At 69.5% G+C, this 24,440-nt stretch carries 25 protein-coding genes and 1 riboswitch; of the genes, 12 read left to right on the forward strand and 13 right to left on the reverse strand.

Annotation, left to right across the window (positions count from 1 at the left end; genetic code table 11):
* The first annotated feature begins 4 nt into the window (after positions 1 to 4).
* The 4 genes from ectB to ACLJQ7_RS11120 all read left to right on the forward strand — a co-directional run bounded on the left by ectB (position 5) and on the right by ACLJQ7_RS11120 (position 6,010).
* Positions 5 to 1,255 carry a diaminobutyrate--2-oxoglutarate transaminase gene (ectB, locus tag ACLJQ7_RS11105; RefSeq protein WP_410648096.1) on the forward strand — a complete coding sequence of 417 codons (1,251 nt, stop codon included), beginning with the start codon at positions 5 to 7 and terminating at the stop codon, positions 1,253 to 1,255.
* Between the two features lie 44 nt (positions 1,256 to 1,299).
* On the forward strand, positions 1,300 to 1,689 hold the full coding sequence (locus ACLJQ7_RS11110; RefSeq protein WP_007033454.1) for an ectoine synthase: 390 nt from the start codon (positions 1,300 to 1,302) through the stop codon (positions 1,687 to 1,689).
* Between the two features lie 25 nt (positions 1,690 to 1,714).
* Positions 1,715 to 2,614, forward strand: coding sequence for an ectoine hydroxylase (gene thpD, locus ACLJQ7_RS11115; protein ID WP_410648097.1), 900 nt, complete (start codon positions 1,715 to 1,717; stop codon positions 2,612 to 2,614).
* A 606-nt stretch (positions 2,615 to 3,220) separates the two neighbouring features.
* Positions 3,221 to 6,010 carry a BTAD domain-containing putative transcriptional regulator gene (locus ACLJQ7_RS11120; protein ID WP_410648098.1) on the forward strand — a complete coding sequence of 930 codons (2,790 nt, stop codon included), beginning with the start codon at positions 3,221 to 3,223 and terminating at the stop codon, positions 6,008 to 6,010.
* Between the two features lie 280 nt (positions 6,011 to 6,290).
* Here the strand turns inward: ACLJQ7_RS11120 and ACLJQ7_RS11125 are convergent, their stop codons facing one another.
* From ACLJQ7_RS11125 to ACLJQ7_RS11150, 6 genes are all read right to left on the reverse strand, one after another.
* A complete protein-coding gene (locus tag ACLJQ7_RS11125; protein ID WP_410648099.1) occupies positions 6,291 to 6,941 on the reverse strand; it encodes a DUF4190 domain-containing protein in 651 nt (216 codons plus the stop codon).
* A gap of 162 nt (positions 6,942 to 7,103) precedes the next feature.
* A complete protein-coding gene (locus tag ACLJQ7_RS11130) occupies positions 7,104 to 7,988 on the reverse strand; it encodes a hypothetical protein (protein ID WP_410648100.1) in 885 nt (294 codons plus the stop codon).
* On the reverse strand, positions 7,985 to 8,461 hold the full coding sequence (locus tag ACLJQ7_RS11135; protein WP_101610959.1) for a DUF6932 family protein: 477 nt from the start codon (positions 8,459 to 8,461) through the stop codon (positions 7,985 to 7,987). The genes ACLJQ7_RS11130 and ACLJQ7_RS11135 overlap by 4 nt, the downstream gene beginning before the upstream one ends.
* Before the next feature lie 216 nt (positions 8,462 to 8,677).
* A complete protein-coding gene (locus tag ACLJQ7_RS11140) occupies positions 8,678 to 9,088 on the reverse strand; it encodes a hypothetical protein (protein WP_410648101.1) in 411 nt (136 codons plus the stop codon).
* Positions 9,089 to 9,095: 7 nt separating this feature from the next.
* Positions 9,096 to 9,812: a cell envelope biogenesis protein OmpA gene (locus tag ACLJQ7_RS11145; RefSeq protein WP_410648102.1), complete on the reverse strand. Its 717-nt coding sequence runs from the start codon at positions 9,810 to 9,812 to the stop codon at positions 9,096 to 9,098.
* A 236-nt stretch (positions 9,813 to 10,048) separates the two neighbouring features.
* The gene (locus tag ACLJQ7_RS11150) at positions 10,049 to 10,888 is read right to left on the reverse strand and encodes an SGNH/GDSL hydrolase family protein (RefSeq protein ID WP_410648103.1); all 840 of its coding nucleotides are present in this window, start codon (positions 10,886 to 10,888) and stop codon (positions 10,049 to 10,051) included.
* A gap of 272 nt (positions 10,889 to 11,160) precedes the next feature.
* Between ACLJQ7_RS11150 and ACLJQ7_RS11155 the strand changes: the two genes are divergently transcribed.
* A complete protein-coding gene (locus tag ACLJQ7_RS11155; RefSeq protein WP_410648104.1) occupies positions 11,161 to 11,844 on the forward strand; it encodes a DUF3159 domain-containing protein in 684 nt (227 codons plus the stop codon).
* A gap of 84 nt (positions 11,845 to 11,928) precedes the next feature.
* Here ACLJQ7_RS11155 and ACLJQ7_RS11160 read toward each other — a convergent pair whose 3' ends face one another.
* Together ACLJQ7_RS11160 and ACLJQ7_RS11165 are read right to left on the reverse strand one after the other, a co-directional pair.
* The gene (locus ACLJQ7_RS11160) at positions 11,929 to 12,885 is read right to left on the reverse strand and encodes an N-acetylglucosamine kinase (RefSeq protein WP_410648105.1); all 957 of its coding nucleotides are present in this window, start codon (positions 12,883 to 12,885) and stop codon (positions 11,929 to 11,931) included.
* A 53-nt stretch (positions 12,886 to 12,938) separates the two neighbouring features.
* Positions 12,939 to 13,982, reverse strand: a complete 1,044-nt coding sequence (locus tag ACLJQ7_RS11165) for an SIS domain-containing protein (RefSeq protein WP_219147819.1) — start codon at positions 13,980 to 13,982, stop codon at positions 12,939 to 12,941.
* A gap of 140 nt (positions 13,983 to 14,122) precedes the next feature.
* On the opposite strand from ACLJQ7_RS11165, the gene ACLJQ7_RS11170 reads away from it, so the two are divergent.
* Both ACLJQ7_RS11170 and ACLJQ7_RS11175 read left to right on the forward strand, forming a co-directional pair.
* The gene (locus ACLJQ7_RS11170) at positions 14,123 to 14,878 is read left to right on the forward strand and encodes a GntR family transcriptional regulator (RefSeq protein ID WP_410648106.1); all 756 of its coding nucleotides are present in this window, start codon (positions 14,123 to 14,125) and stop codon (positions 14,876 to 14,878) included.
* Between the two features lie 85 nt (positions 14,879 to 14,963).
* Entirely contained in the window at positions 14,964 to 16,469 is a 1,506-nt protein-coding gene (locus ACLJQ7_RS11175; RefSeq protein ID WP_410648107.1) for an MFS transporter, read from the forward strand.
* 88 nt (positions 16,470 to 16,557) lie between these two features.
* On the opposite strand, the gene ACLJQ7_RS11180 is transcribed toward ACLJQ7_RS11175, so the two are convergent.
* On the reverse strand, positions 16,558 to 17,496 hold the full coding sequence (locus tag ACLJQ7_RS11180) for a threonine/serine dehydratase (RefSeq protein ID WP_410648108.1): 939 nt from the start codon (positions 17,494 to 17,496) through the stop codon (positions 16,558 to 16,560).
* Between the two features lie 149 nt (positions 17,497 to 17,645).
* On the opposite strand from ACLJQ7_RS11180, the gene ACLJQ7_RS11185 reads away from it, so the two are divergent.
* Positions 17,646 to 18,356 (forward strand): hypothetical protein, encoded by a 711-nt coding sequence (locus ACLJQ7_RS11185; RefSeq protein WP_410648109.1) that lies wholly within the window; start codon positions 17,646 to 17,648, stop codon positions 18,354 to 18,356.
* Positions 18,357 to 18,444: 88 nt separating this feature from the next.
* Here ACLJQ7_RS11185 and thiE read toward each other — a convergent pair whose 3' ends face one another.
* On the reverse strand, positions 18,445 to 19,110 hold the full coding sequence (thiE, locus tag ACLJQ7_RS11190; protein ID WP_410648110.1) for a thiamine phosphate synthase: 666 nt from the start codon (positions 19,108 to 19,110) through the stop codon (positions 18,445 to 18,447).
* 30 nt (positions 19,111 to 19,140) lie between these two features.
* A riboswitch (TPP riboswitch) is annotated at positions 19,141 to 19,248 on the forward strand.
* Between thiE and thiO the strand changes: the two genes are divergently transcribed.
* The 4 genes from thiO to ACLJQ7_RS11210 all read left to right on the forward strand — a co-directional run bounded on the left by thiO (position 19,242) and on the right by ACLJQ7_RS11210 (position 21,818).
* Positions 19,242 to 20,312 carry a glycine oxidase ThiO gene (gene thiO, locus ACLJQ7_RS11195; protein ID WP_410648111.1) on the forward strand — a complete coding sequence of 357 codons (1,071 nt, stop codon included), beginning with the start codon at positions 19,242 to 19,244 and terminating at the stop codon, positions 20,310 to 20,312. Its footprint overlaps the riboswitch before it by 7 nt.
* Complete coding sequence (thiS, locus tag ACLJQ7_RS11200) at positions 20,312 to 20,512, forward strand: sulfur carrier protein ThiS (protein WP_410648112.1); 201 nt, start codon at positions 20,312 to 20,314, stop codon at positions 20,510 to 20,512. Before thiO ends, thiS begins: the two co-directional genes overlap by 1 nt.
* A 1-nt stretch (position 20,513) precedes the next feature.
* Complete coding sequence (locus ACLJQ7_RS11205) at positions 20,514 to 21,272, forward strand: thiazole synthase (RefSeq protein WP_410648113.1); 759 nt, start codon at positions 20,514 to 20,516, stop codon at positions 21,270 to 21,272.
* Between the two features lie 111 nt (positions 21,273 to 21,383).
* Positions 21,384 to 21,818 carry a MarR family winged helix-turn-helix transcriptional regulator gene (locus ACLJQ7_RS11210; protein WP_125683770.1) on the forward strand — a complete coding sequence of 145 codons (435 nt, stop codon included), beginning with the start codon at positions 21,384 to 21,386 and terminating at the stop codon, positions 21,816 to 21,818.
* Here the strand turns inward: ACLJQ7_RS11210 and ACLJQ7_RS11215 are convergent.
* Genes ACLJQ7_RS11215 through ACLJQ7_RS11225 form a run of 3 tightly spaced genes read right to left on the reverse strand, consistent with a single transcriptional unit; the run spans position 21,796 to position 24,397 of the window.
* Positions 21,796 to 22,593, reverse strand: a complete 798-nt coding sequence (locus ACLJQ7_RS11215; protein WP_410648114.1) for an ion transporter — start codon at positions 22,591 to 22,593, stop codon at positions 21,796 to 21,798. The two genes, ACLJQ7_RS11210 and ACLJQ7_RS11215, sit on opposite strands and share 23 nt — an antisense overlap.
* 26 nt (positions 22,594 to 22,619) lie before the next feature.
* Positions 22,620 to 23,450 (reverse strand): bifunctional hydroxymethylpyrimidine kinase/phosphomethylpyrimidine kinase, encoded by an 831-nt coding sequence (thiD, locus tag ACLJQ7_RS11220; RefSeq protein ID WP_125683775.1) that lies wholly within the window; start codon positions 23,448 to 23,450, stop codon positions 22,620 to 22,622.
* A 23-nt stretch (positions 23,451 to 23,473) separates the two neighbouring features.
* The gene (locus ACLJQ7_RS11225) at positions 23,474 to 24,397 is read right to left on the reverse strand and encodes an NADP-dependent oxidoreductase (RefSeq protein ID WP_410648116.1); all 924 of its coding nucleotides are present in this window, start codon (positions 24,395 to 24,397) and stop codon (positions 23,474 to 23,476) included.
* Positions 24,398 to 24,440 lie beyond the last annotated feature (43 nt).

The raw sequence follows: 24,440 nt of genomic DNA on the forward strand, positions 1-24,440 counted from the left end.
CGTTATGAGCATTTTCGAGGAACTCGAATCCGAAGTGCGCAGTTACAGCCGCGGCTGGCCCGTCGTGTTCGACAGGGCGCAGGGGAGCTACCTGTACGACGAGGACGGCAAGGCGTATCTCGACTTCTTCGCCGGGGCCGGCGCGCTCAACTACGGGCACAACAACCCCGCGCTGAAGCGGGCGCTGATCGACTACATCGCCCGTGACGGCGTGACGCACGCGCTCGACATGTTCACGGTGGCCAAGCGGGACTTCCTCGAGACCCTGCAGGAGAAGATCCTCCGGCCGCGGGAGCTCGACTACAAGGTCGTCTTCCCCGGCCCCGGTGGCGCGAACGCGGTCGAGGCCGCGCTGAAGCTCGCTCGCAAGGTGACCGGCAAGGAATCGGTCATCAACTTCACCAACGCCTTCCACGGGATGACGCTGGGCGCCCTGTCGGTGACCGGTAACTCGATGAAGCGCGGCGGCGCGGGCGTCCCGCTGGTGCACGCCACGCCGATGCCGTACGACAACTACTTCGACGGCTCCATCCCGGACTTCCTCTACTTCGAGAAGCTGCTCGAAGACTCCGGCAGCGGCCTGAACGAGCCCGCCGCCGTGATCGTCGAGGGCGTGCAGGGCGAGGGCGGCATCAACGCCGCGCGCGTCGAGTGGCTCAAGGCGCTGGACGACCTGTGCAAGAAGCACGGCATCCTGCTGATCCTCGACGACGTCCAGATGGGCTGCGGCCGCACCGGCCCGTTCTTCAGTTTCGAGGACGCGGGCATCAAACCCGACATCGTCTGCCTGTCGAAGTCCATCGGCGGCTACGGGATCCCGATGGCGCTGACGCTGATCCGCCCCGACCTCGACGTCTGGGAGCCGGGAGAGCACAACGGCACCTTCCGCGGCATCAGCCCGGCGTTCGTCACCGCGACCGAGGCGCTGCGCGTCTACTGGAGCGACGACGCACTGGAGAAGTCGACCAAGGCCAAGGGTGAGCGCATCGCCGCCGCCTTCCAGGGCATCGTCGAGGCGTACCCGGACGCGAACCTGTTCGCGAAGGGCCGCGGCCTGGCCCGGGGCATCGAGTTCGCCAACGGCGACCTCGCGGGCAAGGTCTGCGCCGCCGCGTTCGAGCGCGGGCTGCTGATGGAGACCTCCGGCCCCGACGGCGAGGTCATGAAGGTCCTCCCGCCGCTCACGCTGACCGACGACGAGCTCACGAAGGGCCTGTCGATCATCGACGAGGCCGTCGCCACTGTCCTGAACTGACCTGAACCGACCGCCCTCAACCAGGAACGAGAAGGAGTTCTCAGTTGCTTGTCAGAACACTCGACGAGGTCACCGACACCGACGCCGACATCAAGACCCCGAACTGGCGCAGCAAGCGCATCGTGCTGGCCAAGGAGGGCGTCGGTTTCTCGGTGCACGAGACCACGCTGTACGCCGGGACGGTCAACGACTTCTGGTACGCGAACCACATCGAAGCGGTGTTCATCACCTCAGGTGAGGGTGAGCTCGAAAACACCGCGACCGGCGAGGTCTTCCAGCTGAAGCCGGGCACCTTGTACCTGCTCAACGACCACGACAAGCACCAGGTCCGGCCCAAGACCGAGATCAAATGCGTCTGCGTGTTCAACCCGCCCATCACCGGCCGCGAGGTCCACGACGAAAACGGCGTGTACCCGCTCGTCACCGAACCCTAGAAAATCGCTCGAGGAGGCGACTGCATTGACGCTGACCGACACCCGAGTCGACGACAGTTACCCGACCCGCATCACGGGTAAGCCCGAACACCTGCCCAGGACGCACCCCACCGTCTGGGGCTCCGAGGCCGACGGTCCCCTGGACGCGGCCACGCTCGCGAACCACGAAACGCGTGGTTACACCGTCGTCGACCAGCTGTTGTCGCCGGGCGAGGTCCAGACCTACTGGCAGGAACTCGTCAGGATGTCGTCGGGGGACCACCGCGACGACGAGCGCGTGATCACCGAGGCCAAGACCGGTGAGGTCCGCTCCATCTTCGACGTCCACGAGACCAGCGAGCTGATCGCGGAACTCGTCCGCGACCCGCGCGTGCTCGACCGGGCCCGGCAGATCCTCGGCTCCGAGGTCTACATCCACCAGAGCCGCGTGAACTACATGCCAGGCTTCAAGGGCACCGGGTTCTACTGGCATTCGGACTTCGAGACCTGGCACGCCGAGGACGGCATGCCGTTGCCCCGCGCGGTCAGCTGCTCCATCGCGCTCACCGACAACTACCCGTTCAACGGCGGACTGATGGTGATGCCGGGTTCGCAGCGGACCTTCGTCCAATGCGCCGGGGAAACCCCGGAGAACAACTACAAGAGTTCGCTGAAAGAGCAGCGGGTCGGCGTCCCGGGCGAGGAAGACATCACCGCGCTCGCCGCCGAATACGGAATCGACCAATTCACCGGACAGGCCGGTTCCGCGCTCTGGTTCGATTCGAATGTGATGCACGGTTCGTCGAACAACATCACGCCGTACCCGAGGTCGAACATCTTCGTCGTGTTCAACAGCGTCGAGAACGCGCTCCAGGAGCCGTTCGCCGCGATCGAACCGCGTCCGGCGTTCATCGCCGGCCGCGACTCGACCCCGTTGTCGCGCTGAGGAAACCGCAGGTCGCGACGGCCATGATGGGGCGCCTGTAGCCGTCGGTGTGCGCCCTGTTACGTTGTCGCCACGTGAACGGGCCAGTGGGCTCGCACGCGTTGTGTGTTGTCGACGACCGAACGGGTTCTTCGCTCGGGGTGAGCCCACCCGGACGGACGCCGACCCCGATGTCCGGTGTGGGTCGCGCCCCCAGGCGGCCCAAATCGGATATCTCCCGGCTCCGTGCCATCAGATCGGGACTGATGGCACGGAGCCTTTTTCTTTCTCGTCTCGTGGCCCAGGCTCGGTCCGTGAAGGCCTCCTTGAGGGACCCAGAGTCCCTCAAGGAGGCCTTCACGAACTTGCGAGGCGCCACACGTGCCCCACTGGCGCCAGCGGTCACAGCGCCCCTGACGCTGGGTGTCGCCGGAACGTAAGTCCATAGTGGACAGAGAGTCCGCTTGGCACCCTTTGTCCGTATCGCCGAGGTCGTGAAGGCCTCCTTTCCTAGCCTGAAAGTAGAGAAGGAGGCCTTCACGACCTCGCGCGTCCTGGTTGGCGGCGTCTCCGCGCGGTAGGTTGGCTACTCCGGTAAGGGGAGAGATCGGAGGAGGGGGGCTTGTCATGGGCGAAAGCGGTTCCCCCGCCCGCTTCCAACTCCTCGGTCCCGTGCGCCTCCTCGACGGCGATCGGCCGGTCCCCGTCGGCGGTCCCGGTGTCCGCGGCCTGCTCGCGTTGCTGGCGCTGAAGGTCAACAAGGTCGTCGCGCTCGACGAGATCATCGACGCGCTCTGGGGGCACGACCCGCCCGCCACGGCCCGCACGATCGTCCACGGCAACGTCTCGCATCTGCGGCGCGTGCTCCGGGGCATCCAGGGCGATCATCCGCGCGGCGCCCGGATCCTCACCGCGCCGCCCGGCTACCAGCTCACCGTCGAGCCCGAGCGGATCGACGTCCACCGCGCCCGATCCCTGCTGGAGCGGGCTTCGGCGGAAGAGTCGGAGAAGGCGGCCGAGCTGCTCACCGAGGCCCTCGCGCTCTGGCAGGGGCCCGCGCTCGCCGGTGTGCCGGGGTCGGTCCGCGCTCCCGAACTGGAGGATCTGCGGCTCGCCGTCCACGGCGCCAGGGTCGACGCGGATCTCGAGCTCGGCAGGCACGCGGAACTGATCGTCGAACTCAGCCCGCTCGTCCGGGCGAATCCGCTCGCCGAACGCACGGCCGGTCAGCTGATGCGCGCGCTCTACCACGCCGGCCGCCGCGGCGACGCGCTCGAGCTCTACCGCACGGTGTCCAGGGCGACGCTGCGCACCCTCGGCGTCGAACCCGGCGCGGACCTGCGCTGGCTGCACGAACGCGTCCTCAACGACGACCTGCCGGTCAAGGTCGCCGCGGAACCGAAGGCCGAGGCGGCGCCCGTCCAGCAGCTGCCGCCCGCGGTGCCGAACCTCGCCGGCCGCGAGGCCGATCTGGCCTGGCTCGACGAGCTCGCCGAGCGGGCCGAAGCGGGTGAGACCGCGGTCGGCGTGGTCACCGGAACGGCCGGGATCGGCAAGAGCAGCCTGGTGGTGTGGTGGGCGCATCGCGCGGGCCGCCGCTTCCCCGACGGCATCCTTTTCGCGTCGCTGCGGGGTTTCGACCCGCATCATCCGCCGCTGGAGCCCGCCGACCTGCTCACCCAGTTCCTGCTCGGGCTCGGCGTCCCGGCCGAGGGCGTGCCGGAACAGGTCCACGAACGCGTCGCCCTCTACCGCTCGATGATCGCCGGACGCCGGATGCTGGTCATCCTCGACAACGCCCGCTCCGCCGACCAGGTCCGGCCGTTGCTGCCGCCCGGTTCGCGGTCGATGACGCTGGTGACCAGCCGCTCCCGGCTCGACGGGCTCGCCGTGTCCAACGCGGCCAAACTGCGGGTGCTGGGCACCCTCGCGCCCGGCGACGCCGTCCGGCTGATCGAGGAACTGGCCGGGCCCGCCGGCTTCGACCTCAACCACGCGCTCGCCCGGCTCTGCGGTTATCTCCCGCTGGCGCTGCGGATCGCGGGCGCCCGGCTCGCCGCCAGCGCGCAGTGGTCCGCGCAGGATCTGGTCGACGAACTCGGCAACGAACGGACCAGGCTGGCCGCCCTCGACGTCGAGGGCCCGGACGACGGCGTCCGCGCGGCGTTCGACGTCTCCTTCCGGGGGCTGCCGCCCGAGGTCGCGGACACGTTCCTGCGGCTCGGCGTGGTCCAGTGCGTTTCGGCCGGTTCGCATCTGACGGCGGCGATCGGCGGGATCACCGTCGCCGAGGCACGGCGGCATCTGCGGGTGCTCGCCGCGCACAACCTGCTCGCCGAAACCGGCCGCGATTCCTTCGTCCCGCACGATCTCGTCCGCCTGTTCCTCCGTGAACTGGCGGAGAACGAACTCGACGAAGCCGACCGGGAAGACGTCCTGTCGCGCTCGGTGCGGTTCTACCAGGCCGTCGCCGACCGGGCCCGGCGCAAGATGCTGCGGATCGTCGACCCGCTCGACTTCACCGGTGCGCTGACCGACGCGCAGACGCCGCCGATGGGTTCCTTCGACGAGGCGCAGGACTGGTTCACCGCGGAATGGGAGAACCTGATCGAGGTCCTCGAAGCGGCCCGCGCGGCCGGACGCCACGACGACGTCTGGCGGCTGGCCAGGGTCGCGCACACCTATCGCGCGGTGTACCCGCTGCTGGACGAGTGGACGCGGCTGGTCGCGATCGGGCTGGAGGCCGCCGAGCGATCCGGCGACGTCCTCGGCCGGTGCTGGATGCTGATCTCCCGCTGCGCCATCGCGCTCACCTTCGAGCTGCCGCAGGGCTGTCTCGCCGACGCCGAACGCGCGCTGGAACTCGCGGCCGCGATCGGCGACGACCGGCTGACGATCTCCGCGAACATCCACCTCGGCTCCGCGCTGACCCTGCTGGGACGGCACGACGAGGCGATCAGGACACTGCGGCAGGCGGTCGAGGAGACCGAGCGGACCGGCGATCTCGAACTGCGCGGGCAGGCGCTCAACAACTGCGCCGAGGCCGAAAAACGGGCCGGCCGGTTCATCGAGGCGATCGGGCACCAGGTCGCCTCGCTGGAGATCGACCGGACCCTCGGCGACGAAAGCTACGTCGTCGTCTCGCTGAACAATCTGGCCGAATTGAGCATGCGGATCGGCGAACTCGCCGCGGCCGAGCGGTACGTGTGGGAAGCCGTGGACCTGACGATCAGCAGACGGTTCGTCCTCCAGGAGGGCGTCCTGCGGCTGACGCTGGGCAGAGTGCTGCGGGCCGGGTCGGATGTGGACGGTGCCCGCGAACAATTCGCGCTCGCGCTGAAGATCCTCGCGGACGCCAATCCCAAGCTCGCCGCGTTGGTCCGTACGGAACTCACGGACCTCGACGAAAGTCCGTGAGTGATCCTTAGCGGATTCTTAGTGGCCTCGCCGCGCACGCGCGTAGGGTCCGGTTCAGTGTCGATCGAGCCCTAGGGGAGGGGCAAGCGGTAGTGATCGGCGCTCGGGCGGGCCCGTTCCGGGTCCCGTCTGAAGAGCCGCCAGGAGCGGCTCGTGGCGGTCCGGCCGGTGGAGGTGGGGGCGATACCGGCCGGCCGCCAGGCGGCACTTCCTGCGTTTCGTCCTCTGAATGCGGTCCTTGCGCGTGCGACTACCGCATTCAGAGGACGAAACGCAGGGGTCAGCCGGTGCCGGCGGTGCACAGGGCGATGGTCTGGCCCTTGTTCTCCGCCACCTTCTTGCCGTTGACCAGGATCGTGCAGGCGATCTGGTTGCTGACCGACGAGTTCCGGGTGTCCGCGGTGACGGTGAGCAGGTAGTCGCCCGAGTTGAAGGACGCCGTGCCGCGCCATTCGTCGGTGCTGGCCGGGGTCGTCTCGGTCCGCTGGTCGTTGAGCGAGCCGTACCGGACGGTCGCGCCGCCGGAAGCGCTGACGACGAACTCGACGGTGTTCTTGTCCCCGGCGACCGCCGGGACGTGCAGCCCCGACTCGCCGGTGGCGAAGAAACTGGTGTAGACCAGTAACCCGCCCGCGGCCAGCAGTCCGGAGATCGAAAGCGCGAGTCCCGCGATCCCCATTCCCTTCTTGTCGGCCTCGCCCTTCTTGATTTTGGTCAAACCGATCACGGAAAGAATCAGCCCGATCACGGCGAGCGGCCACGCGGCTATCCCGGCGACCGGGACGAAAGCGACCCCGAGCGCCGCCAAGCCGACCAGGAAACCTGCGATGACCAGGCCGTTCTTGGGTTTGCGGTGCCGTGTTCCATGCGCGGCGAACCCAGGGCCGTAGCGGGTGGCAGGCGGGTGCGGTAGTGGTGGATCGGTCGGCATACATGCCCTTTCGGAGGCTTCCGTCCGAAGACGTTAACCCATCGTTCGGGGCAATGGCCGAAATTGTTACCTGCCGGAAAAAGTCATCATTCAACGATGATCTAGCGGTCACCGATATTTTCTGACGAGAATTGTGGCGACGCCGAAATGTCGGAAACCCGATCACTGATCGAACAGGCTGACTTCCGGCGTGATCTCCAGCAGTTCGTGCACCGGGCGGCCGCGGCGGCCGTCGATGGTCGTGGTGCGCACGACGCGCAGCCGCGCGGTCACCGGCCGGTCCAGGTTCTCCTTGATTTCGTCGAGCAGATCCGGCGCGACCGCGCCCTGGATCGTGCCGCCCGATTCGCGTTCGAGATAGAAGATCCGGCGCCGCGTGCGGACGCCGTCCAGCCTGCCGCTGACCGTCTCGTAACCGACGGCCTCACGTGACTCGCGCAGGCTTCCGGACAGGACCCTCGCCTGCTCGGTGGTCATGCTGCGGGTCAGCTCGTCGCCCGCGGTCGGGGTCAGCGCCATACCGATGCCGGCGTGCTTGCTGACCGCATTGACGATGTCGCTGACCGCGTTGCGGACGGTGTCGCGCTGCAGCAGCACCGCGTCCAGCGCGCCGTCGTCGGAACCGTTGGCCGGCAGGAAGTCGCACAGTTCCTTGACCGCGCGTTCGGACAGCGACTCGATCCCGTCGTGGATGAGCGCGTCGTCGAGCGCCGGTTCCGGGAAACCGAAGAAGATCGCGTTGCCCGCCTGTCCACGCTGGATCAGCGGGGCCTTTTCCCGGTCCGCCGGCTGGACGAAGGTCACCTCGCCCGACGGGTTCCGGATGATGTGGCCGATCTTCGCCGTCGCGTCCTGCAAAGCGCGGCTGATGTCGGAGAAGGTGTACGCGTCCAGATGCGACTCGCCCAGCACGGACACGCGAAGCAGCGGCGACCGCGATGTGCGCTCGAACTTCGCGTACGCGGCCATCGCCGACGCGCGGGCGAGGTCGTCGAGCCAGGTGCCGCCGGGGATCTCGTCGGCGATACGCCGGAATTCGTTCTTCACCAGATCACCTCCGGAATTCCCCTGCCACCCGATGCCCACACTTCTTCCCAGATCTCCTCGTCGCCGGGGCGGCAGAGGAACCCGTCGAGCATGCCGCCGACGGGCTGGACCTGGTCCAGGTACATGGCGGGCTGGCCGACGATGACCCCGCGCAAGGTCAGCAGCCCGTACAGCGCCGAGCGGCCCGTGTCGTCGAGCCGTTTGAGCGCGCCCCATTCGTCCGGGATCAGCACCACGTCGAGCCCGAGCGGCGCGTGCGGGGTCCTGGCGGTCAGATCGCCGCCGATCCACGCGCGGCCGGTCGGCATGATCCGCCGGGCGACGCCGAGGTAACTGTTCAGCGCGCTGAACAGAATTTCACGGTCGTTCTGGTGCGGCGCGTCGAAGACCAGCCGCTCGTAGACGTCGGCCAGATCGGCGGGATGGCGGCCAGGAGGCAGCAGGTTGTGCGGCGTCCAATAGGGGAGCGCCAATCGGAGCCTCCTTCGTGTGCCGGAGCTCCCGATCGAAGAAACGTACCCGGCGTCCCGCTCACAGTGCGTAGCCGAATTTACCAGGCGAGTGTCAGTGCTCATTGGTGAACCCACGACCGCCATCGACGTCGGCAGGGCTTCGCTGGTCAACCGGGTCGCGGGAGCGGAAAGGGACGCCCTGCCACCGCGATGGCGGGGCCTTCGGCCGGGGTGGGTTCATGCCCGTTCGGCGGGCGGCCAGTCCTCGTCGCTCGGCCAGACGGGTTCGGGTTCGTGGCCGCTCTCGCCGTTGCGGGCGGCCGCTGCCGTCGGCTCCGGCTGGTAGGTCCGCAGCGGTTCCGGCGTCAGCTGGCCCTCGCGGTGGCCTTCCGTCTCCTGGTCGTACGGCTCGTCGTCGTCCTGCACCCGCGCGGGCGGCAGGAACTGCGTCTGTTCGGTGGAGAGCAGTTCGGGCACGGGTTCGGGCTCCGGCTCGGCCGGGACCGGTGCCGGGAGTTCCGGACGGGCCACCGGTTCCGCGGCCGGTCGCTCACGTCGTTCGCCGCGCATCAGCAGCCAGGTGGCACCGCAGCCGAGCGCGAACGAGATGAGCAGCCAGAGCCAGATCTGCCCGAAGAGCCAGAGCATCAGGCCATCACCTCTGTTCTGCCTTGATGTCGACGCGGCGGCCCTCGCCGTTCGCGCCGTCGGAGTTCCTGCGCTGGGTGGAGTACGCCTGGTCGCGTTCGACCCCGTTGCGTTCCAGCAGCCGCTCGACCGTCAGTGCCCGGTTCAGCGAGAGCCTCCGGTCCGAACCGGACGCGACCTGCCCGGTGATGCGGAACCTCAGCTCGCGGGGCGCGTCCGTGAGCAGTTTCGCGATCTCCAGCGCGCCGCGTTCGCCATCGGCGGTCAGTTCGGTGGTGTCCGGTTCGAACGTGATCGGCGTGGCCGCCAGCAGACGGTCGATCTCGGCCTGGAAACCCGCCTTGTCCACCGGCTTGGCCGACGTCGGCGTGGGGCTGGGCGGCGGGCTCGGTGGCGGCGGGCTCGGCGGCTCGCCGCTGGTCGTCACCGGGCCCGCGGGCGGGGCGGTGTCACCGGAGATCTCGACCGTCCGGACGCCGTCGATCCGCTGGATGGCGTCCATCGCCTGCGCCGCCTTGTTCGGCGGGAAGCCGGTGAGGTTCGCGTCGCGGCCGGAGAAGCTCACCTGGCCGCCGGAGACGCCGACGTCGGCGAGCGCGTTCTTCGCGCGCGCGGTCAGCTCGGCCTCGATGTCGTCCGAGGCCGACCAGGCGGCGATCGCCGTCAAGGCGAGCGTGACCAGCAGCGCTGTAGGCAGCAAGCGGCTCCAGCGTGTACCGGGCATGAAGGGACTGTAGGCCGCGTCCGACCGGTTGGCGAACCGGCTTTCCCCACGTTCGGACCACCGTCGTGCGCTCTCCGCGAGGTGCCGCGTACCCGGTCTGGCCTGCGACGTCGGTCGCGTTCCCGCACTGGCCCCTGATGTCGCGCCGGTGTACCGGGCGGTCAGTACATGACCCTTCTGGGTGACAGCGAGGCCGCCGGTTGCCTTCACGCGCTAGGGGACCGGGTCCGAGGCGGTCAGCTCGCGTGGTGGTGGATCTCCCGCAGATCGGCGGTGGGCAGGGTGACGGCCGCCGGCTCGATCTGCTCCAGCGGGAGCAGCGGCGCCAGTTCGGGACGCTTCGGGGACAGGCCGTCGCCCATGGACTCACCCTTGAGCTGGCGGCGGATCCACGGCAGCAGGTGCGCTTTCGTCCACTCGAGGTCCGAGCGGCGCGAAGTGATCCAGGTACTCGGCTCCTCGGACGCCGGCCACGGCTCACGCCAGTCGTCGGCGACCGGGACGCCGAGGACCTCGGCCGCGCGCAACGCGATCCGCCGGTGGGCCTCGGGGGTGAAGTGCAGCCGGTCGTCGCTCCAGGCACGGCGGTCGTGCAGCGGGGCCATCGCCCACATGTCGACCATCTTGGCGCCGTGCCGGTCGGCGATCGCCCACAGATGCGCGTTGTAGATGCCGACCTTCCCCCGCAGGACGTGCATCACGGACAGGTACTTGGTGTCCGGCCCGTTGAAGATGAGCACCGGGATCCCGGCCTCGCGCAGCTTGGCGACCCCCGCCTCCAGCCGCGCGGCGACGGCGTCCACGTCCGCGCCGGGCACGATGATGTCGTTGCCGCCCGCGCACAGGGTGACCAGATCCGGCTTCACCGCGAGGGCGATCGGGAGCTGCTCTTCGAGGATCTCGTCGAGCATCTTCCCGCGGAGGGCGAGGTTCGCGTACTGGAAGTCGGGCCTGCCTTCGGCGAGGATCTCCGCCAGCCTGTCCGCCCAGCCCCTGAAGCTGCCGTCGGGCAAGCCGTCGTTGAGTCCTTCGGTGAAGCTGTCACCGATCGCCACGTAGCTGTCGAATCCGTACACGTTGGGTCCCCTTCCGTCCGTGTGCCCCCGGTGGTACTTGTACACCACAACTAACAGCTGAGAGCGCCCCTGCAATCCCACCCGGCCGAAACCCGTGGTTCAGCCCGTTGACACAGTCTCTTATTTTGTCGGACGTCCATGCATCTCCATTACTGGGATGTACACTCCTGCGCTGCGTAGATTCCCCTCAAGTGGACGCAAACCGGACACCTCGTGTGGCGAACATCTCCCCGCCCGGGTGTTCCGGCTCATAGATCCGGCAGGCTGTAAGGGTGACCTCACGACCCTCGCGCGAGTCGCTCGCCCAGATCCTCGGCGGGCGGCGAGGCGCCATCGACGCGAGCATCCCGCCCGCGGCCTTCGTCCTCGGCTGGCTGATCGCCGGCCAGTCGATCGCCTGGGGCGCCGGGGTGGCCATCGGGGTGGCGGTGCTGCTCGGCGTGTACCGGGTCGTGCGCGGCGACAAGGCCCGCGCGGTCGTGGTGAGCCTCGCCGCGGTGATCGCCGCCGCACTGATCGCCCTGCACACCGGCCGCGCCGAAGACTTCTTCCTCATCCAGTTGCTGTCCAATGTGGCCAGCGCGCTGCTGTGGGCGGCCAGCATCGTCGTCCGGTGGCCGTTGCTCGGTGTCGTGGTGGGGCTCGTCATCGGACAGAAGACGCGATGGCGCCGTGATCCCGCGCTGCTGCGCGCGTATTCGCGGGCGAGCTGGGTCTGGGTCTTCCTCCAGTACACGCTGCGGGTGGTCGTGTACGGATCGCTGTGGTGGAGCGGCCAGGTGGTCGCGCTCGGCATCGCCCGGACGGTCCTGTCCTGGCCGCTGGTCGCGGTGACGGTCGCCGTGAGCGGCTGGGTGCTGTACCGCACGCTGCCTCCGGAACATCCCGGCCTGCGGGTGGTGGAGGAGAACGGGGATCCCTCGGATTCCGCGCCCGACGGGCTGCCAAGGACATAAGGCGGCCCCCGGCGAGGGGGGAGGGTCCGGGGGCCGGGTCCTACGGTACCCGGAGTTCGGCCCCGGAGTCGATGGTTTGGTCTTTCAGGGCTCGTTTTTGGTGTTTTTCCAGGGTGGGACCGGCCGCGGCGCCCCTTCTCCATAGGCGTCGACGGCGGCCAGCCAGGCGGCGCCGAGTACACCGTCGGTGCTGGTCAGGACCTCGATGCCGGCGAGTTGGGCACGGACCTTCGCCCCCACCGGTCCCTCCGGCGACAACACGCCGCCCACCAGGACGATCGGCGTGTCCTCCCCGGGATCCCGGGCGGTCATGACGTTCGTCACCAGAAGGGCGGCCGCGCGGGTGGTGATCTCGTCCGCGGCCGGATCGCCTTCGCGGTAGGCCTCGCTGACGAACGGGGCGAATCTGGCGAGCCTGATCGGCGCTTCGGCGTTGGCGCTCGTGATGAGCGCGCGCCACAGCGGCGTCCGGTCGCTCGCCGGGTCCACTGCGGACGGTCCGAGCGCTTCGGTGAGCACGGCACGCGCGAGCGGACCGGGTTCGCCGCCGCGGCCCAGAACATCCAAAGTGGAGCGAACGGCTTCACGGCCGAGCCAGTAGGCCGAACCTTCGTCGCCGAGCAACCAGCCGTAGCCGCCGACGGTGGACACGATCCGCCTGCCGCGGATCCGGCCGGCGATCGACCCGGTGCCCGCCACGAGGACCGAACCGTCCGGCGCGGAAGTCGCCGACGCGTAGGCGACCTCGGGATCGGGGACCGTCCGCACTGGACTGATCCCCGCGTCCTCCCAAGCGGCTTCGAAGATCTCCGCGATCGACGGATCGCTCAGCTTGCTGACGCCCGCCATGCCGACGACGCACGCCGCCGTCGCGGCCGGATCCAGCCCGCCGAGCGCGCCGGTGATCGCACTCGCGATCCGCGCCGCGGCCTCGTGCGGCGGATGGGAGTTGGGATTCGCCCCACCCGCGCGTCCGGTGCCGATGACGGCGCCGGAGGCGTCGACGGCGATCGCTCGCGTCGACGTGCCTCCGGCGTCCACACCGACACAGTGTCCTCCGCCGCCTCCGCGGGGGAGAGTACGTCGGCGGTGGGTCACCGGGTCTTGGTCACCTTGAGCAGCCCGCGCGGGCTGTCCGGGTCACCGCCGCGCGCCAGCGAAAGGCCGAGCGCGATCCGCTGGATGGGCAGGATCTCCAGGATCGGGGCGACCTCTTCGGCGGACGGCGCGACACCGATCCGCAACGCCGCGGGGACGTCGGCCGAGGCGGAGCCGACCGCGAGCACATCCGCGCCGCGTTTGCCGACGGCTTCGAGGACCTCCTGCATCGCGCCCACTCCGTGTCCCTGGCTCGTCACCGCGAGCACGGCGGTCTCGCCGTCGACCGCGGCGACCGGACCGTGCAACAGGTCCGCGCCGCTGTACGCGCGGGCCGCGAGGTAGCTGGTTTCGGCCAGCTTCAAGGAACCTTCCAGCGCGGTGGCGTAGGAGTAACCGCGGCCCGTGGTGAGCACCCGGTCGACGAAGCGGTAGCGGTCCACCGCGCGCCGCACGCCTTCCTCGGAGCCGTCGAGGGTCTGCTGTGCCAGCTCGCCCAGCTTCTCCGCGTCCGCGCCCTTGCCGCCGCGGACCGCGTCGATCAGAAGGTAAAGCGAAAGCAAGGTGGCCGAGTAGGTCTTGGTGGCGGCCACGGCCTTTTCCAGTCCGGCGCCGATGTCGACGCCGAGTTCCGCGGCGGCGCGAAGCGGCGACTCCGGGGTGTTGGTGACCGAGACGGTCAGCGCTCCCTGGCGACGCGCGGTTTCGGTGACCTCGATGAGATCCGGGGAACCACCGCTTTGGCTTACTGTGATGAAGAGAACGTCCCGCAGATCGGGACGGGCGCCGTACAGAGTCGCGGTGGAGGGTGAGACGAGACCGCAGGGGAGACCGAGGAGTACTTCGATCAGGTACTTCGCATACAGGGCGGCGTGGTCGCTGGAGCCGCGGGCGGCGAGCAGTGCGAACCTGGGCGGGCGCTTGGAGATGGCTTCGGCCACCTCGGCGATTTCGGCCTGTCGCTCCACGATTCCTGCCAGAATGGCGGGTTGCTGGGAGATCTCCGCGGCCATGTGCTCGCCGGGGCGCTGTTCGGTCATCTCGTTCCCTTCCACCGGGACGTACTTCGTCCCCCGAGTAGGTCTAGACCAATGCTAGCCCGAATGGACGTTTGTGGTGAAGGGTACGTTTCCTAGCGGGGACGGTGCGCGTTTGAGTGGGAAGGCTTAGGGAGTCGGTCATGTTGGAGACAACCACCGCGAGTGAGGCGGGCGCTACGGCAGGGATGCGCGGGCAGCGCGAACCCAAGTACTGGGCGCTGAAACAGCATCTGCTCGATCTGCTCGACGCGTTGCCGCCCGGGTCGCCGATTCCGACGGAACGGGCACTGGCGGGGGAATTCACCGTTTCGCGCACCACGGTCCGGCAGGCGCTCGCCGACCTCACCGCCGAGGGCAGGCTCCACCGCGTTCAGGGCAAGGGCACCTTCGCCGCCGAGCCGAAACTCGCGCAGCGCCTGCAGTTGTCGTCCTACACCGAGGACATGCACAAGCAGGGGCTCAAGCCGTCGTCCAAGCTGCTGGAGATCGACGAACTGCCCGTCGAAGCCGATCTGGCGAAACTGCTCGGAATCCGCGTCGGCGCGAAGATCCTCCGCCTTCGCCGTCTCCGGCTGGCCGATTCGCAGCCGATGGCGCTGGAGACCACCCATCTCCCGCTCGGCCGCTTCCGCGGTTTGCGCAAACACGTTTCCGCAGGTGGTTCGCTGTACGCCGTGCTGAGGGAGCACTACGGCGTCGAACTCGAAAGGGCCGAGGAAACGATCGAGACCGCCCTCGCCGGACCGCACGAGGCGGAGATGCTCGGCGCCGACGTCGGAATGCCGATGTTGCTCCTTTCGAGGCATTCCTTCGCCACCGACGGAAAACCGGTCGAGTTCGCGCGCGCGATCTACCGGGGTGACCGTTACAAATTCGTCACCACGCTGCTTCCCTGACGAGTCAGGTAATTCCGAGCCGCTTTCGGGAATTCTCGCCGATTTCGCGGTGGCCCGGTCCTCGTCGTCGTGATTCAGTCGTCCCATGACTGACACGGCGGCGGGGATCCGGTGGGGGACGCCGGTGGCGCGTGGCGTGCTCGCGACCACGATCGTGGGCTCGGGCATGGCGATGCTCGACGGGACGATCATCAACGTCGCGCTCCCGAGGATCGGCGAAGAACTCGATGCGTCCGTCGCGGGCCTTCAATGGATCCTCGACGGCTATCTGCTCGCGCTCGCCGCGCTGATCCTCGTCGCCGGATCCCTCGGCGACCGCTACGGCCGTCGTCGCATGTTCATCGTCGGCGTCGTCTGGTTCGGCGTCGCCTCCGGGCTGTGCGCCGCCGCGACGACCACCGAGCTGCTCGTCGCGACCCGGATCCTCCAGGGGATCGGGGGAGCTTTGCTCACGCCCGGCTCGCTGGCGATCCTTCAAGCGTCGTTCGCCCATGAAGACCGGGCCCGCGCGATCGGTGCCTGGTCCGGGCTCGGCGGTATCGCGGCGGCGATCGGCCCGCTGCTCGGCGGCGTCCTCGTGCAGGTGTGGTCGTGGCGGCTGGCGTTCCTGATCAACCTGCCGCTCGCCGCGGTCTGCGTCCTGCTCGCCCGCCGATACGTGCCCGAGTCCCGCGACGACGAGGCGACCGGGCATCCAGACTTCCTCGCGGCCGCCGTCGGCGCGATCGGGTTGGCCGGGCTGACCGGCGCGCTGGTCGAGGCACCCGGACGCGGTCTCGGCGACGTCGTCGTCCTGGTCGCCATCGTGCTCGGCGTCGCGGGGCTGGGGACGTTCCTGGTGATCCAGCACCGTTCGGCCGACCCGCTGGTGCCGCCGAAACTGTTCCGCGACCGGACGTTCAGCCTCGCCAACGCGCTGACCTTCGTCGTCTACGCGGCGCTTGGCGGCGTGATGATGCTGATGGTCATGCAGCTGCAGGTGTCGCTGGGCTACTCGCCGACCGCGGCCGGGCTCGCCGGGTTGCCGATCACCGTCATCATGCTGCTGTTCTCCGGCCGGTCCGGCGCGCTCGCGCAGAAGATCGGGCCGCGTACGCAGCTGGTCGTCGGCCCGATCCTGGTCGGCGTGGGCATGCTCCTGTTGATGCGCGTCGGGCCGGGGTCTTCGTATCTGGGATCGGTGCTGCCGGCCGTCGTCGTGTTCGGCGCCGGGCTGGCGACCGTCGTCGCGCCGGTGACCGCGACGGTGCTGGCCGCCGCGCCGGACCGGTACGCCGGCGTCGCCTCCGGGGTCAACAACGCCATCGCCCGGTCAGGTGGCCTGCTCGCGATCGCCGTACTGCCCGCCGTCGCCGGGCTGTCCGGCGCCGCCTACACCGATCCGGTGGCGCTGACCGCGGGCTGGCGGACGGCGTTGCTGGTGTGCGCTGCGCTCGCGATCGGCGGCGGGCTGATCGCGCTCGGCATCCACAACGGCGTCCTCGACACCTCTTCGGCCGAGGAGGCCGACGAGTCACCGCACCCCGGCGAATGTCTCCATTGCGGGGTCGACTCGCCCCCGACGCACGTCCGCCCCGCCGGACACGCGTGATCAGACGGACATCACCCGTGTCGTCCACCTGATCACGCGTGTCGTCCTTCCAATCACGCGTGTCGTCCGTCTGGACACATGTGTCGTCCTAGGCGAGGAGTTCGGCCAGGGTCGCCGGGTCCAGGTTGCCGCCCGAAACGACCGAAACGACCTTGCCCGGCGGCAGCGCGTCCCGGTGGGAAAGGAACGCGGCGGTCGCGGTGGCACCGCTCGGCTCGGCGACCAGACGGGCGCGGTGCGCCAGCGTCCGGACGGCCTCCCGGATCTCCTTCTCCGAAACGGTGATGACGTCGTCGAGCACCGACTGGAGGTGGGCGAAGGTCAGGTCCGACGGCTGGGCGCGCAGGCCGTCGGCGCTGGTGCGCGCCCGCAGGTCCATCGGCCACTCGATCCGCCTGCCCGCGCGCAGGCCCTCGGCGGTGTCGCCCGCCAGCTCCGGCTCGACGCCGATGACCTTCGCGCCGGGCAGTAGCGCCTTGATCGCCGTGCCGACGCCCGAGGCGAGCCCGCCGCCGCTGAGCGGTACGAGCACGACGCCGGCGTCCGGCAGGTCTTCGGCGATCTCCAGGCCGACGGTGCCCTGTCCGGCGATGACGTCGCGGTGGTCGAACGGCGGGATCATGGTGAGCCCGCGTTCCTCGGCGACGGCGAGCGCGGAGGACTCCTGCGCGTCGATCCGGACCTCGATGACCTCGGCGCCGAGCGCCTTGGTGGCCTCGACCTTGGCGCGCGGGGCGACGTCCGGAATGAGGATCACCGCGGGGATCCCGAATCGTTTCGCCGAGTACGCGACCGCTTGCGCGTGGTTGCCACTGGAAAACGCGACGACGCCGCGGGCGCGCTGCTCTTCGTTCAACGCGGCGATCGCATTGTACGCGCCGCGAACCTTGAAAGCGCCGATCGGCTGAAGGCTTTCCGGTTTGAGCCACAACGGCGCCCACCCTTGTTCCAGCAGCGGGGTGCGCACCGCGACGCCTTTGACGCGGCTCGCCGCGTCGCGGATTTCTTCGATCGATACCAGGTCCATACGCCCGATTATGTCAAGGAATTGTGAACTCTGGACAGTCCTTTTTGGACAGACGGCGTGGCGCTGCTCACGTGCGGACAACGAAGGGAGCATCCCGTGCGCCTTAGTCGTTAGGACCGATGAGGACCGACTAGCTGCAGAACGGGATCATGACCAAGGAGACTTCCGAGAAGGACACCGAAAAGACGGAAAAGCAGGGCCGGATCGTCCAGGTGACGGCGGCCGCGATGGCCGCGATCACCGCGGCCCTGCTGGGTTCCACCCTCGGCGTGGCCGGGACGGTGGCGGGCGCCGGGCTGGCGAGTGTGATCACCACGCTCGGCGGCGAGCTTTACCTGCGTTCGCTCCAGCGGACGAAGGACGCGGCACTGAAGGCGCGAGTGGTGCTGACCGTCCCCGGCCGCCGCAAGGTGCTCGACCCGGCGGAGCAGGAGACCGTCCGGATCACCCAGGCGGAGGACGAAGAGCAGACCGGGCGGAAGTTCAAACCGCGCTGGGCGGTGATCGCCGGGGTCAGCGTGGTGGCGTTCGCGGTGGCGCTCGTCGCGATAACCGGTTTCGAGGGGGCGACCGGGAAGACCTTCGGCGGCGGGACCGGGACGACCATAGGGAAGATCATCGGCGGCGGTCAGGCCCAGGAACCGCAGGACGAACACGACACCCCGCCGGCGACGACCCCTTCGGGGACGCGGGACAACCAGCCCGAGAAGACGCCGTCGACCACGCCGACCCCATCATCGACGCCCACCACTACGCAGGCGCCCCCGACGACGCCGACCGCGCCGTCGACGACGCCATCGACCTCCCAAGCGCCCCCAACGACCCCCTCGGCCCCCGCTTCCGGGACCCCCGCGCCCTGACCCCCTTCCCGCGTTTCGTCCTCTGAATGCGGTAGTTCGCGATACCAACGACCGCATCCAGAGGACGAAACGCGTGGGGGCAGGGAGGTCAGGAGAGGGCGGAGCGGAGGGTGCGGGCGGCGGCTTCGGGGTCTTCGGCCTCGGTGATCGCGCGGACGACGACGATCCGCGACGCCCCCGCGTCCAGCACCTCGGGCAGCCGCTCGACGTCGATCCCGCCGATCGCGAACCACGGTCGCGTCGTCCCGGAGGCGGCCGTCGAGCGCACCAGATCGAGCCCCGGAGCGGACCGGCCCGGCTTAGTCGGGGTCGGCCAGCACGGGCCGGTGCAGAAGTAGTCCACGCCGGGCTCCGCGGCGGCGGCCGCGACCTGCTCGGCCGAATGGGTGGATCGGCCGATCACCACGTCGTCCCCGAGCACCCGGCGCGCGAGCGACACCGGGATGTCGTCCTGGCCAAGGTGCAGCACGTGCGCGCCGACGGCGAGCGCGACGTCCGCGCGGTCGTTCACCGCCAGCAGCTTGTCGTGCTTCTCGCACGCCTCGGCCAGCACTTCCAGGGCGGCGATCTCGTGTTTCGCCTCGATCGGCGCGCCGCCGGTCTTGTCCCTCAGCTGGATGATGTCGACCCCACCCGCCAGCGCGGCGTCGGCGAATTCGGCGAGATCACCGCGGCCGGACCGGGCGTCGGTGCAGAGGTAGAGGCGGGCGTCCGCGAGCCGGGCGCGGATCAGCGAACCAGACAGGGTGGGCATGGCGGCGACGGTACCCGCGCGCTACGGTGGGGTGGTCCGCACGGGAGCCCGAGGACGGGCTGAGAGGGAGCCGCGACCGCTCCGACCGTGGAACCTGATCCGGGTCATGCCGGCGCAGGGAGCGTGCGTTCATGAGAGAACTTTCGATTGTCGGCGGCGGGGTCATCGGCCTCTCGGTCGCTTGGCGCGCGTCCGCGCGCGGCCATCGCGTCACCGTGTACGACCCCGACCCGGGGCGCGGCGCGTCGTGGCTCGCGGGCGGCATGCTCGCGCCGGTCACCGAGGCCTGGCCCGGCGAGGAGGACGTCCTCGCCCTCGGTGAAGCGTCGCTGCGGCGCTGGCCGGATTTCGCCCGTGACCTGGCGGAAGAGGGTGTCGACCCGGGCCTTTCCCCGTACGGCACGCTCGTCGTCGCGCTGGACAGCGCCGACGCGGGCAACCTCGAAATGCTCGCCGCGTACCTCGCCGGACTCGGCCGCGAGGTCGAGCGGCTGACCGGCCGCGAGGCCCGCCGCGCCGAGCCCGGTCTCGCCGGATCCGTCCGAAGTGGACTCCTGGTGCCCGGGGATCTGGTCGTGGACAACAGAAGGCTGCTGCACGCGCTCAGCCACGCTTGCGACGAGCGCGGCGTCGAGTTCCGCCACGAGACGGTCACCGACCTCGAAGGACTCGGCGACGTCGTCCTCGCCGCGGGCGCCTGGACCGGGCGGCTGCACCCCGCGCTCGACGGTGCCGTCCGCCCGCTCAAGGGCGAGATCCTCCGCCTCCGGCCGCGACGGGGCTGCCTGCCGCCGCCGAAACGCACCGTCCGCGCGATGGTCGAAGGCCGCCCGATCTACCTCGTCCCGCGTGACGACGGTCAGCTCGTCCTCGGCGCGACCCAGTACGAAGCCGGTTTCGACGAGACCGTCACCGTCCGGGGCGTTCGTGAGCTGCTCGAAGGCGCGGAGCGCGTCTTTCCCGGCCTCACCGAATACGAACTCGTCGAGACCGCCGCCGGGCTTCGCGCGGCGAGTGTCGACACGATGCCCTTCATCGGTGAGCTGGGCGAAGGCGTCTTCGCCGCGACAGGTCACCATCGCAACGGTCTCCTGATGGCCCCGGTCACCGCGGACGCCGCGGTCGCCTGGCTGGACGGGGCGCCGTTGCCGGACGAGGTCGCGGCGGCCACACCGTCGCGGCGAAGCGAGGAGCGGGTGTGATGGAGATCCAGGTCAACGGCCAGTGGCGTGAATTCCCCGACGGGACCACCGTCGAGGGCGTGCTGGAGGCGCTGGGCACGGCGACGCGGGGCGTCGCGGTCGCGGTGGACGGCGTGGTCGTCCGGCGCGGCGAATGGCCGGAAGCGGTGGTGCGCAAGGGCGCCAGCGTCGACATCCTCACCGCTGTGCAAGGAGGCTGACATGAACGGTGACGAACTCGTCATCGGCGAGCACAAGCTCTCGTCGCGATTGATCATCGGCACCGGCGGCGCGGGCAACCTCGCCGTGCTGGAACGCGCGCTGGTGGCGTCCGGCACGGAACTGACCACCGTCGCGATGCGCAAGGCCGACGCCGAAGGCGGCTCCGGAGTCCTCGAACTGCTTCGCCGCCTCGGCATCCGCCTGCTGCCCAACACCGCCGGCTGCCGGACGGCCGCCGAAGCGGTCCTCACCGCGCAGCTCGCCCGCGAAGCGCTCGAAACCGACCTCGTCAAGCTGGAAGTCCACGCCGACGATCGCACCCTGCTGCCGGACCCGTTCGAGACCCTCGAAGCGGCCGAACAGCTCGCTGCGGACGGCTTCACCGTGTTCGCGTACACCAACGACGATCCTGTCCTGGCGCTGCGGCTGGAGGAGGCGGGCTGCGCGGCGGTGATGCCGCTCGGCGCGCCCATCGGAACCGGTCTCGGCATCCGGAACCCGCACAACATCGAGCTGATCGTGTCGCGCGCGGGAGTCCCGGTGATCCTCGACGCCGGGATCGGCACGGCTTCCGACGCGACGCTGGCGATGGAGCTCGGCTGCGACGCGGTCCTGCTCTCCACCGCCGTGACCAGGGCCGCGGACCCGGAACGGATGGCGTCGGCGATGCGGGCCGCCGTCACCGCGGGACGGCTGGCGGCCGGCGCGGGGCGGATCCCGCAGCGGTTCTGGGCGCACGCGTCGAGCCCGCCCCGGTAACCCTTTTGTACGGTTCACGGCCTTCACGGCGAGTTCGCATCGGAAGCCCGTATGGTTGACGGCACCTTTCCGGCAGGCGCACCCGCCGCCGTGTACCCAGAGGAGCCAGTGGTGACCACGTCAGCGGTCCAGGACGTTTCAGGCAGATTGTTCCTGGCGGTGGGCAGGTTGTCCCGGTCACTGCGCCAGGCAGGCGTACCCGGGCCCGGCCACGGCGCGATCTCGGCGCTCGCCACGCTCGTGCATTACGGACAGCTCCGCCTGGGTGACCTCGCGGCGAAGGAAGGCGTCGCCGCGGCCACCATGTCGCGGATCGTCGCTTCGCTGGTCGAAGCGGGCTACGTCAGCCGTGAATCGGACCCGATCGACAGGCGTGCCTGGCTCGCGGAGGCGACCGAGGAGGGCGAAAGGCTGGTTTCCGGTGTCCGGTCGACGCGCGTGAACGAACTGGGCAAACGCCTCGAACGGCTGACCCCGGAGCATCAGGCGGCCCTGGCGGCGGCTCTTCCCGCGCTCGAAGCACTCATCGCTGACGAAGAGCGCTGACTTCGGCGCGAAGGGCGCGGAGCTCGTCGAGGATCTCCTTGTTCGCCACAGCCTGGGTCTCGGCCTGCTTCGCCTCTTCCTCTCGGATGTCCTGGCGAAGCTCGTCCTCCATCCCGCTCACCACGACGGCGATGAAGAGGTTCAGCACCGCGAAACTGGACACGAGGATGTAGACCACGAAGAACACCCAGGCCATGGGCGCTTCCTTCATGACCTCCTTGGCGATGTCCGGCCAAGCCTCACCGGTCATCACCTGGAACAGTGTGAACAGCGAAGTGCCGAGGTCGCCGAAGTTCTCCGGCGAGATCGCGCCGAACAGCTTGGTCGCCATCACGCCCGCGACGAAGATGATCAGCGCGAGGAGCGCGGCGATCGACGCCATGCCGGGGATCGCCGCGAGCAGGCCGGTGACGACCTTCCGCATCGACGGAACGACCGAGATCAGCCGCAGCACCCGCAGGACCCGCAACGCCCGCAGCACCGCGAACGGGCCGGTCGTGGGGATCACCGCGATACCGACGACGACCAGGTCGAAGATGTTCCACGGGTCGCGGAAGAACTTCCCGCGGTAGGCGTAGAGCTTCGCACCCAGTTCGAGGACGAAGATCCCGAGCGCGACGTAGTCGGCCGTGTGCAGCAGGCCCCCGTACTCCGCGAGCATTCTCGTGGAGGTCTCCAGGCCGAGGGTGACGGCGTTGAAGACGATCACCGCGATGATGAAGTTCTGGAAGCGGCGGTCTTCTACGACCTTGGCCACCGTTTCGCGTGCGGTCACGGCGCAGATGGTAACCGGACGGGTGCTCAGTGCTCCGGCGCAAGCCGCCAGAACGCCGAGACCGGACCGACCTTCGCGCCCATCGGGTAGGCGTTTTCGACCGCGTGTGAAACGAACCACTTGCCGTAGCGCGCGGCCTCCACGACGGACATCCCCTTCGCGAGGCCGGCCGTCAGCGCCGACGCCATCGTGTCCCCGGCGCCGTGCGTGTGCTGCGTCGCGAACCGCTCGCCCGGCAGTTCGACGAACGTGGAACCGTCGAAGAGCACGTCGACGCACTCCGGGTCGGACACGAGGTGACCGCTCTTCACGAGCACGTACTTCGGCCCGAGCCGGTGCAGGACGACGGCCGCCTGGTGCATCTGTTCGCGGGTGGTCACGGTCATCCCGGTCAGCAGGCGGACCTCGTCGAGATTCGGCGTGAGAACGGTCGCCCGGGGCAGGAGCTCGTCGCGCAGGGCCACCAGCCCGGCCTCGTCGAACAGCGGATGGCCGTGCATCGACGCCGCGACCGGGTCGACCACGAACGGCACCTTGGCGTCGCGGCCGATCTCGGCCTTGTCGCACGCGGCGGCGACGGCGTGGATGATCTCGGCCGAGGCGAGCATGCCGGTCTTCGCCGCGTTGACACCCATGTCGGCCGCGACCGCCTCGATCTGCCCGGCGACGATGCTCGCCGGGATGTCGGTGCGGTCGTGCACGCCGAGGGTGTTCTGGACGGTCACGGCGGTGACCGCGACCAGCCCGTGCACGCCACAGGTGAGGAACGTGCGCAGGTCCGCCTGAAGGCCGGCGGCGCCGCCGGAGTCGGACCCCGCGATGGTCAGCGCCGACGGTGGGCTCGGGTTCTCGCTCATGGGTTCATTTTCCACGCGCGTTCTCAGAGGGTCAGGACGAGCTTCCCGGTGACCCTGCCACCTTCGCCGGTTTCGTGCGCCTTCGCGACGTCTTCGAGAGGGAAGGTCTGGTCGACATGGACGCGCAATTCACCCTTCTCGATGAGGTTGGTCAACGCCAGGAGACCGATTTCGTCCGGTTCGGCGAGCATCCCCGATGTCCGCACACCGAGGTTTCCGGCCTTCGCGATGACAGCCTCGCTCGCGCCTCCGGGGACCGCGATCAGCAGGCCGCCGGGCTTCACCGCGTCCAGCCAGCGCAGGTCGCTCTGCTCGCCGACCAGCCCGAACACGACGTCCACATCGGACACGGTCGCGGTCTCGTCGTGGTAGTCGATCGGCTCGTCGACCCCGAGCTCGCGGAGGAAGTCGTGTTTCCCGGCACTCGCCGTGCCCAGGACGTACGCGCCGCGCGCCTTCGCCACCTGCACGGCGAGGTGCCCGACCCCGCCCGCCGCCGCGTCGATCAGCACCCGCTGTCCGGGCTGGACGTCGGCGATGTCCACGAGGCCCTGCCAGGCGGTGAGCCCGGCGAGCGGCAGCCCGGCGGCCTCCTCATGGGTGAGGCTCGCGGGTTTGCGCACGAACTGGCGGGCGGGCGCGGTCACGTATTCGCCGTAGCCACCGGCCTGCCGCGGGAACCAGGGGAAACCGAGGACCTCGTCGCCGACGACGAAACGCGTGGTGCCCACGCCGAGTTCCTTCACCACCCCGGAGACGTCCCAGCCGAGGACGAACGGCGGCTCGCCCATGAAGACGCCGTAGGCCCGGGTCTTCCAGTCGACCGGGTTGATCCCGGCCGCGCGCACGCGCACGAGCACCTCCGTCGGGGCGGGGGACGGCCGATCGGTTTCGGTCACCTCCAGCACTTCCGGGCCACCAAGCCGCTCCTGGGTCACGACACGCATCGAAAGCTCCTCCGTTGTTGGTGCTTTCCATGCTCGACCGCTT

Origin of the sequence: Amycolatopsis sp. cmx-4-54 (assembly GCF_046548895.1) — a bacterium.
Classification (GTDB): domain Bacteria; phylum Actinomycetota; class Actinomycetes; order Mycobacteriales; family Pseudonocardiaceae; genus Amycolatopsis.

Bases quoted from the DNA above. Each gene is read 5' to 3' on its own strand.
- ectB (WP_410648096.1), top strand. From the start codon at position 5: ATGAGCATTTTCGAGGAACTCGAATCCGAAGTGCGCAGTTACAGCCGC.
- ACLJQ7_RS11120 (WP_410648098.1), top strand. From the start codon at position 3,221: ATGGGCGAAAGCGGTTCCCCCGCCCGCTTCCAACTCCTCGGTCCCGTG.
- ACLJQ7_RS11125 (WP_410648099.1), bottom strand. From the start codon at position 6,941: ATGCCGACCGATCCACCACTACCGCACCCGCCTGCCACCCGCTACGGC.
- ACLJQ7_RS11140 (WP_410648101.1), bottom strand. From the start codon at position 9,088: ATGCTCTGGCTCTTCGGGCAGATCTGGCTCTGGCTGCTCATCTCGTTC.
- ACLJQ7_RS11145 (WP_410648102.1), bottom strand. From the start codon at position 9,812: ATGCCCGGTACACGCTGGAGCCGCTTGCTGCCTACAGCGCTGCTGGTC.
- ACLJQ7_RS11165 (WP_219147819.1), bottom strand. From the start codon at position 13,982: ATGACCGAACAGCGCCCCGGCGAGCACATGGCCGCGGAGATCTCCCAG.
- ACLJQ7_RS11170 (WP_410648106.1), top strand. From the start codon at position 14,123: ATGTTGGAGACAACCACCGCGAGTGAGGCGGGCGCTACGGCAGGGATG.
- ACLJQ7_RS11175 (WP_410648107.1), top strand. From the start codon at position 14,964: ATGACTGACACGGCGGCGGGGATCCGGTGGGGGACGCCGGTGGCGCGT.
- ACLJQ7_RS11180 (WP_410648108.1), bottom strand. From the start codon at position 17,496: ATGGACCTGGTATCGATCGAAGAAATCCGCGACGCGGCGAGCCGCGTC.
- ACLJQ7_RS11185 (WP_410648109.1), top strand. From the start codon at position 17,646: ATGACCAAGGAGACTTCCGAGAAGGACACCGAAAAGACGGAAAAGCAG.
- thiE (WP_410648110.1), bottom strand. From the start codon at position 19,110: ATGCCCACCCTGTCTGGTTCGCTGATCCGCGCCCGGCTCGCGGACGCC.
- thiO (WP_410648111.1), top strand. From the start codon at position 19,242: ATGAGAGAACTTTCGATTGTCGGCGGCGGGGTCATCGGCCTCTCGGTC.
- thiS (WP_410648112.1), top strand. From the start codon at position 20,312: ATGGAGATCCAGGTCAACGGCCAGTGGCGTGAATTCCCCGACGGGACC.
- ACLJQ7_RS11205 (WP_410648113.1), top strand. From the start codon at position 20,514: ATGAACGGTGACGAACTCGTCATCGGCGAGCACAAGCTCTCGTCGCGA.
- thiD (WP_125683775.1), bottom strand. From the start codon at position 23,450: ATGAGCGAGAACCCGAGCCCACCGTCGGCGCTGACCATCGCGGGGTCC.
- ACLJQ7_RS11225 (WP_410648116.1), bottom strand. From the start codon at position 24,397: ATGCGTGTCGTGACCCAGGAGCGGCTTGGTGGCCCGGAAGTGCTGGAG.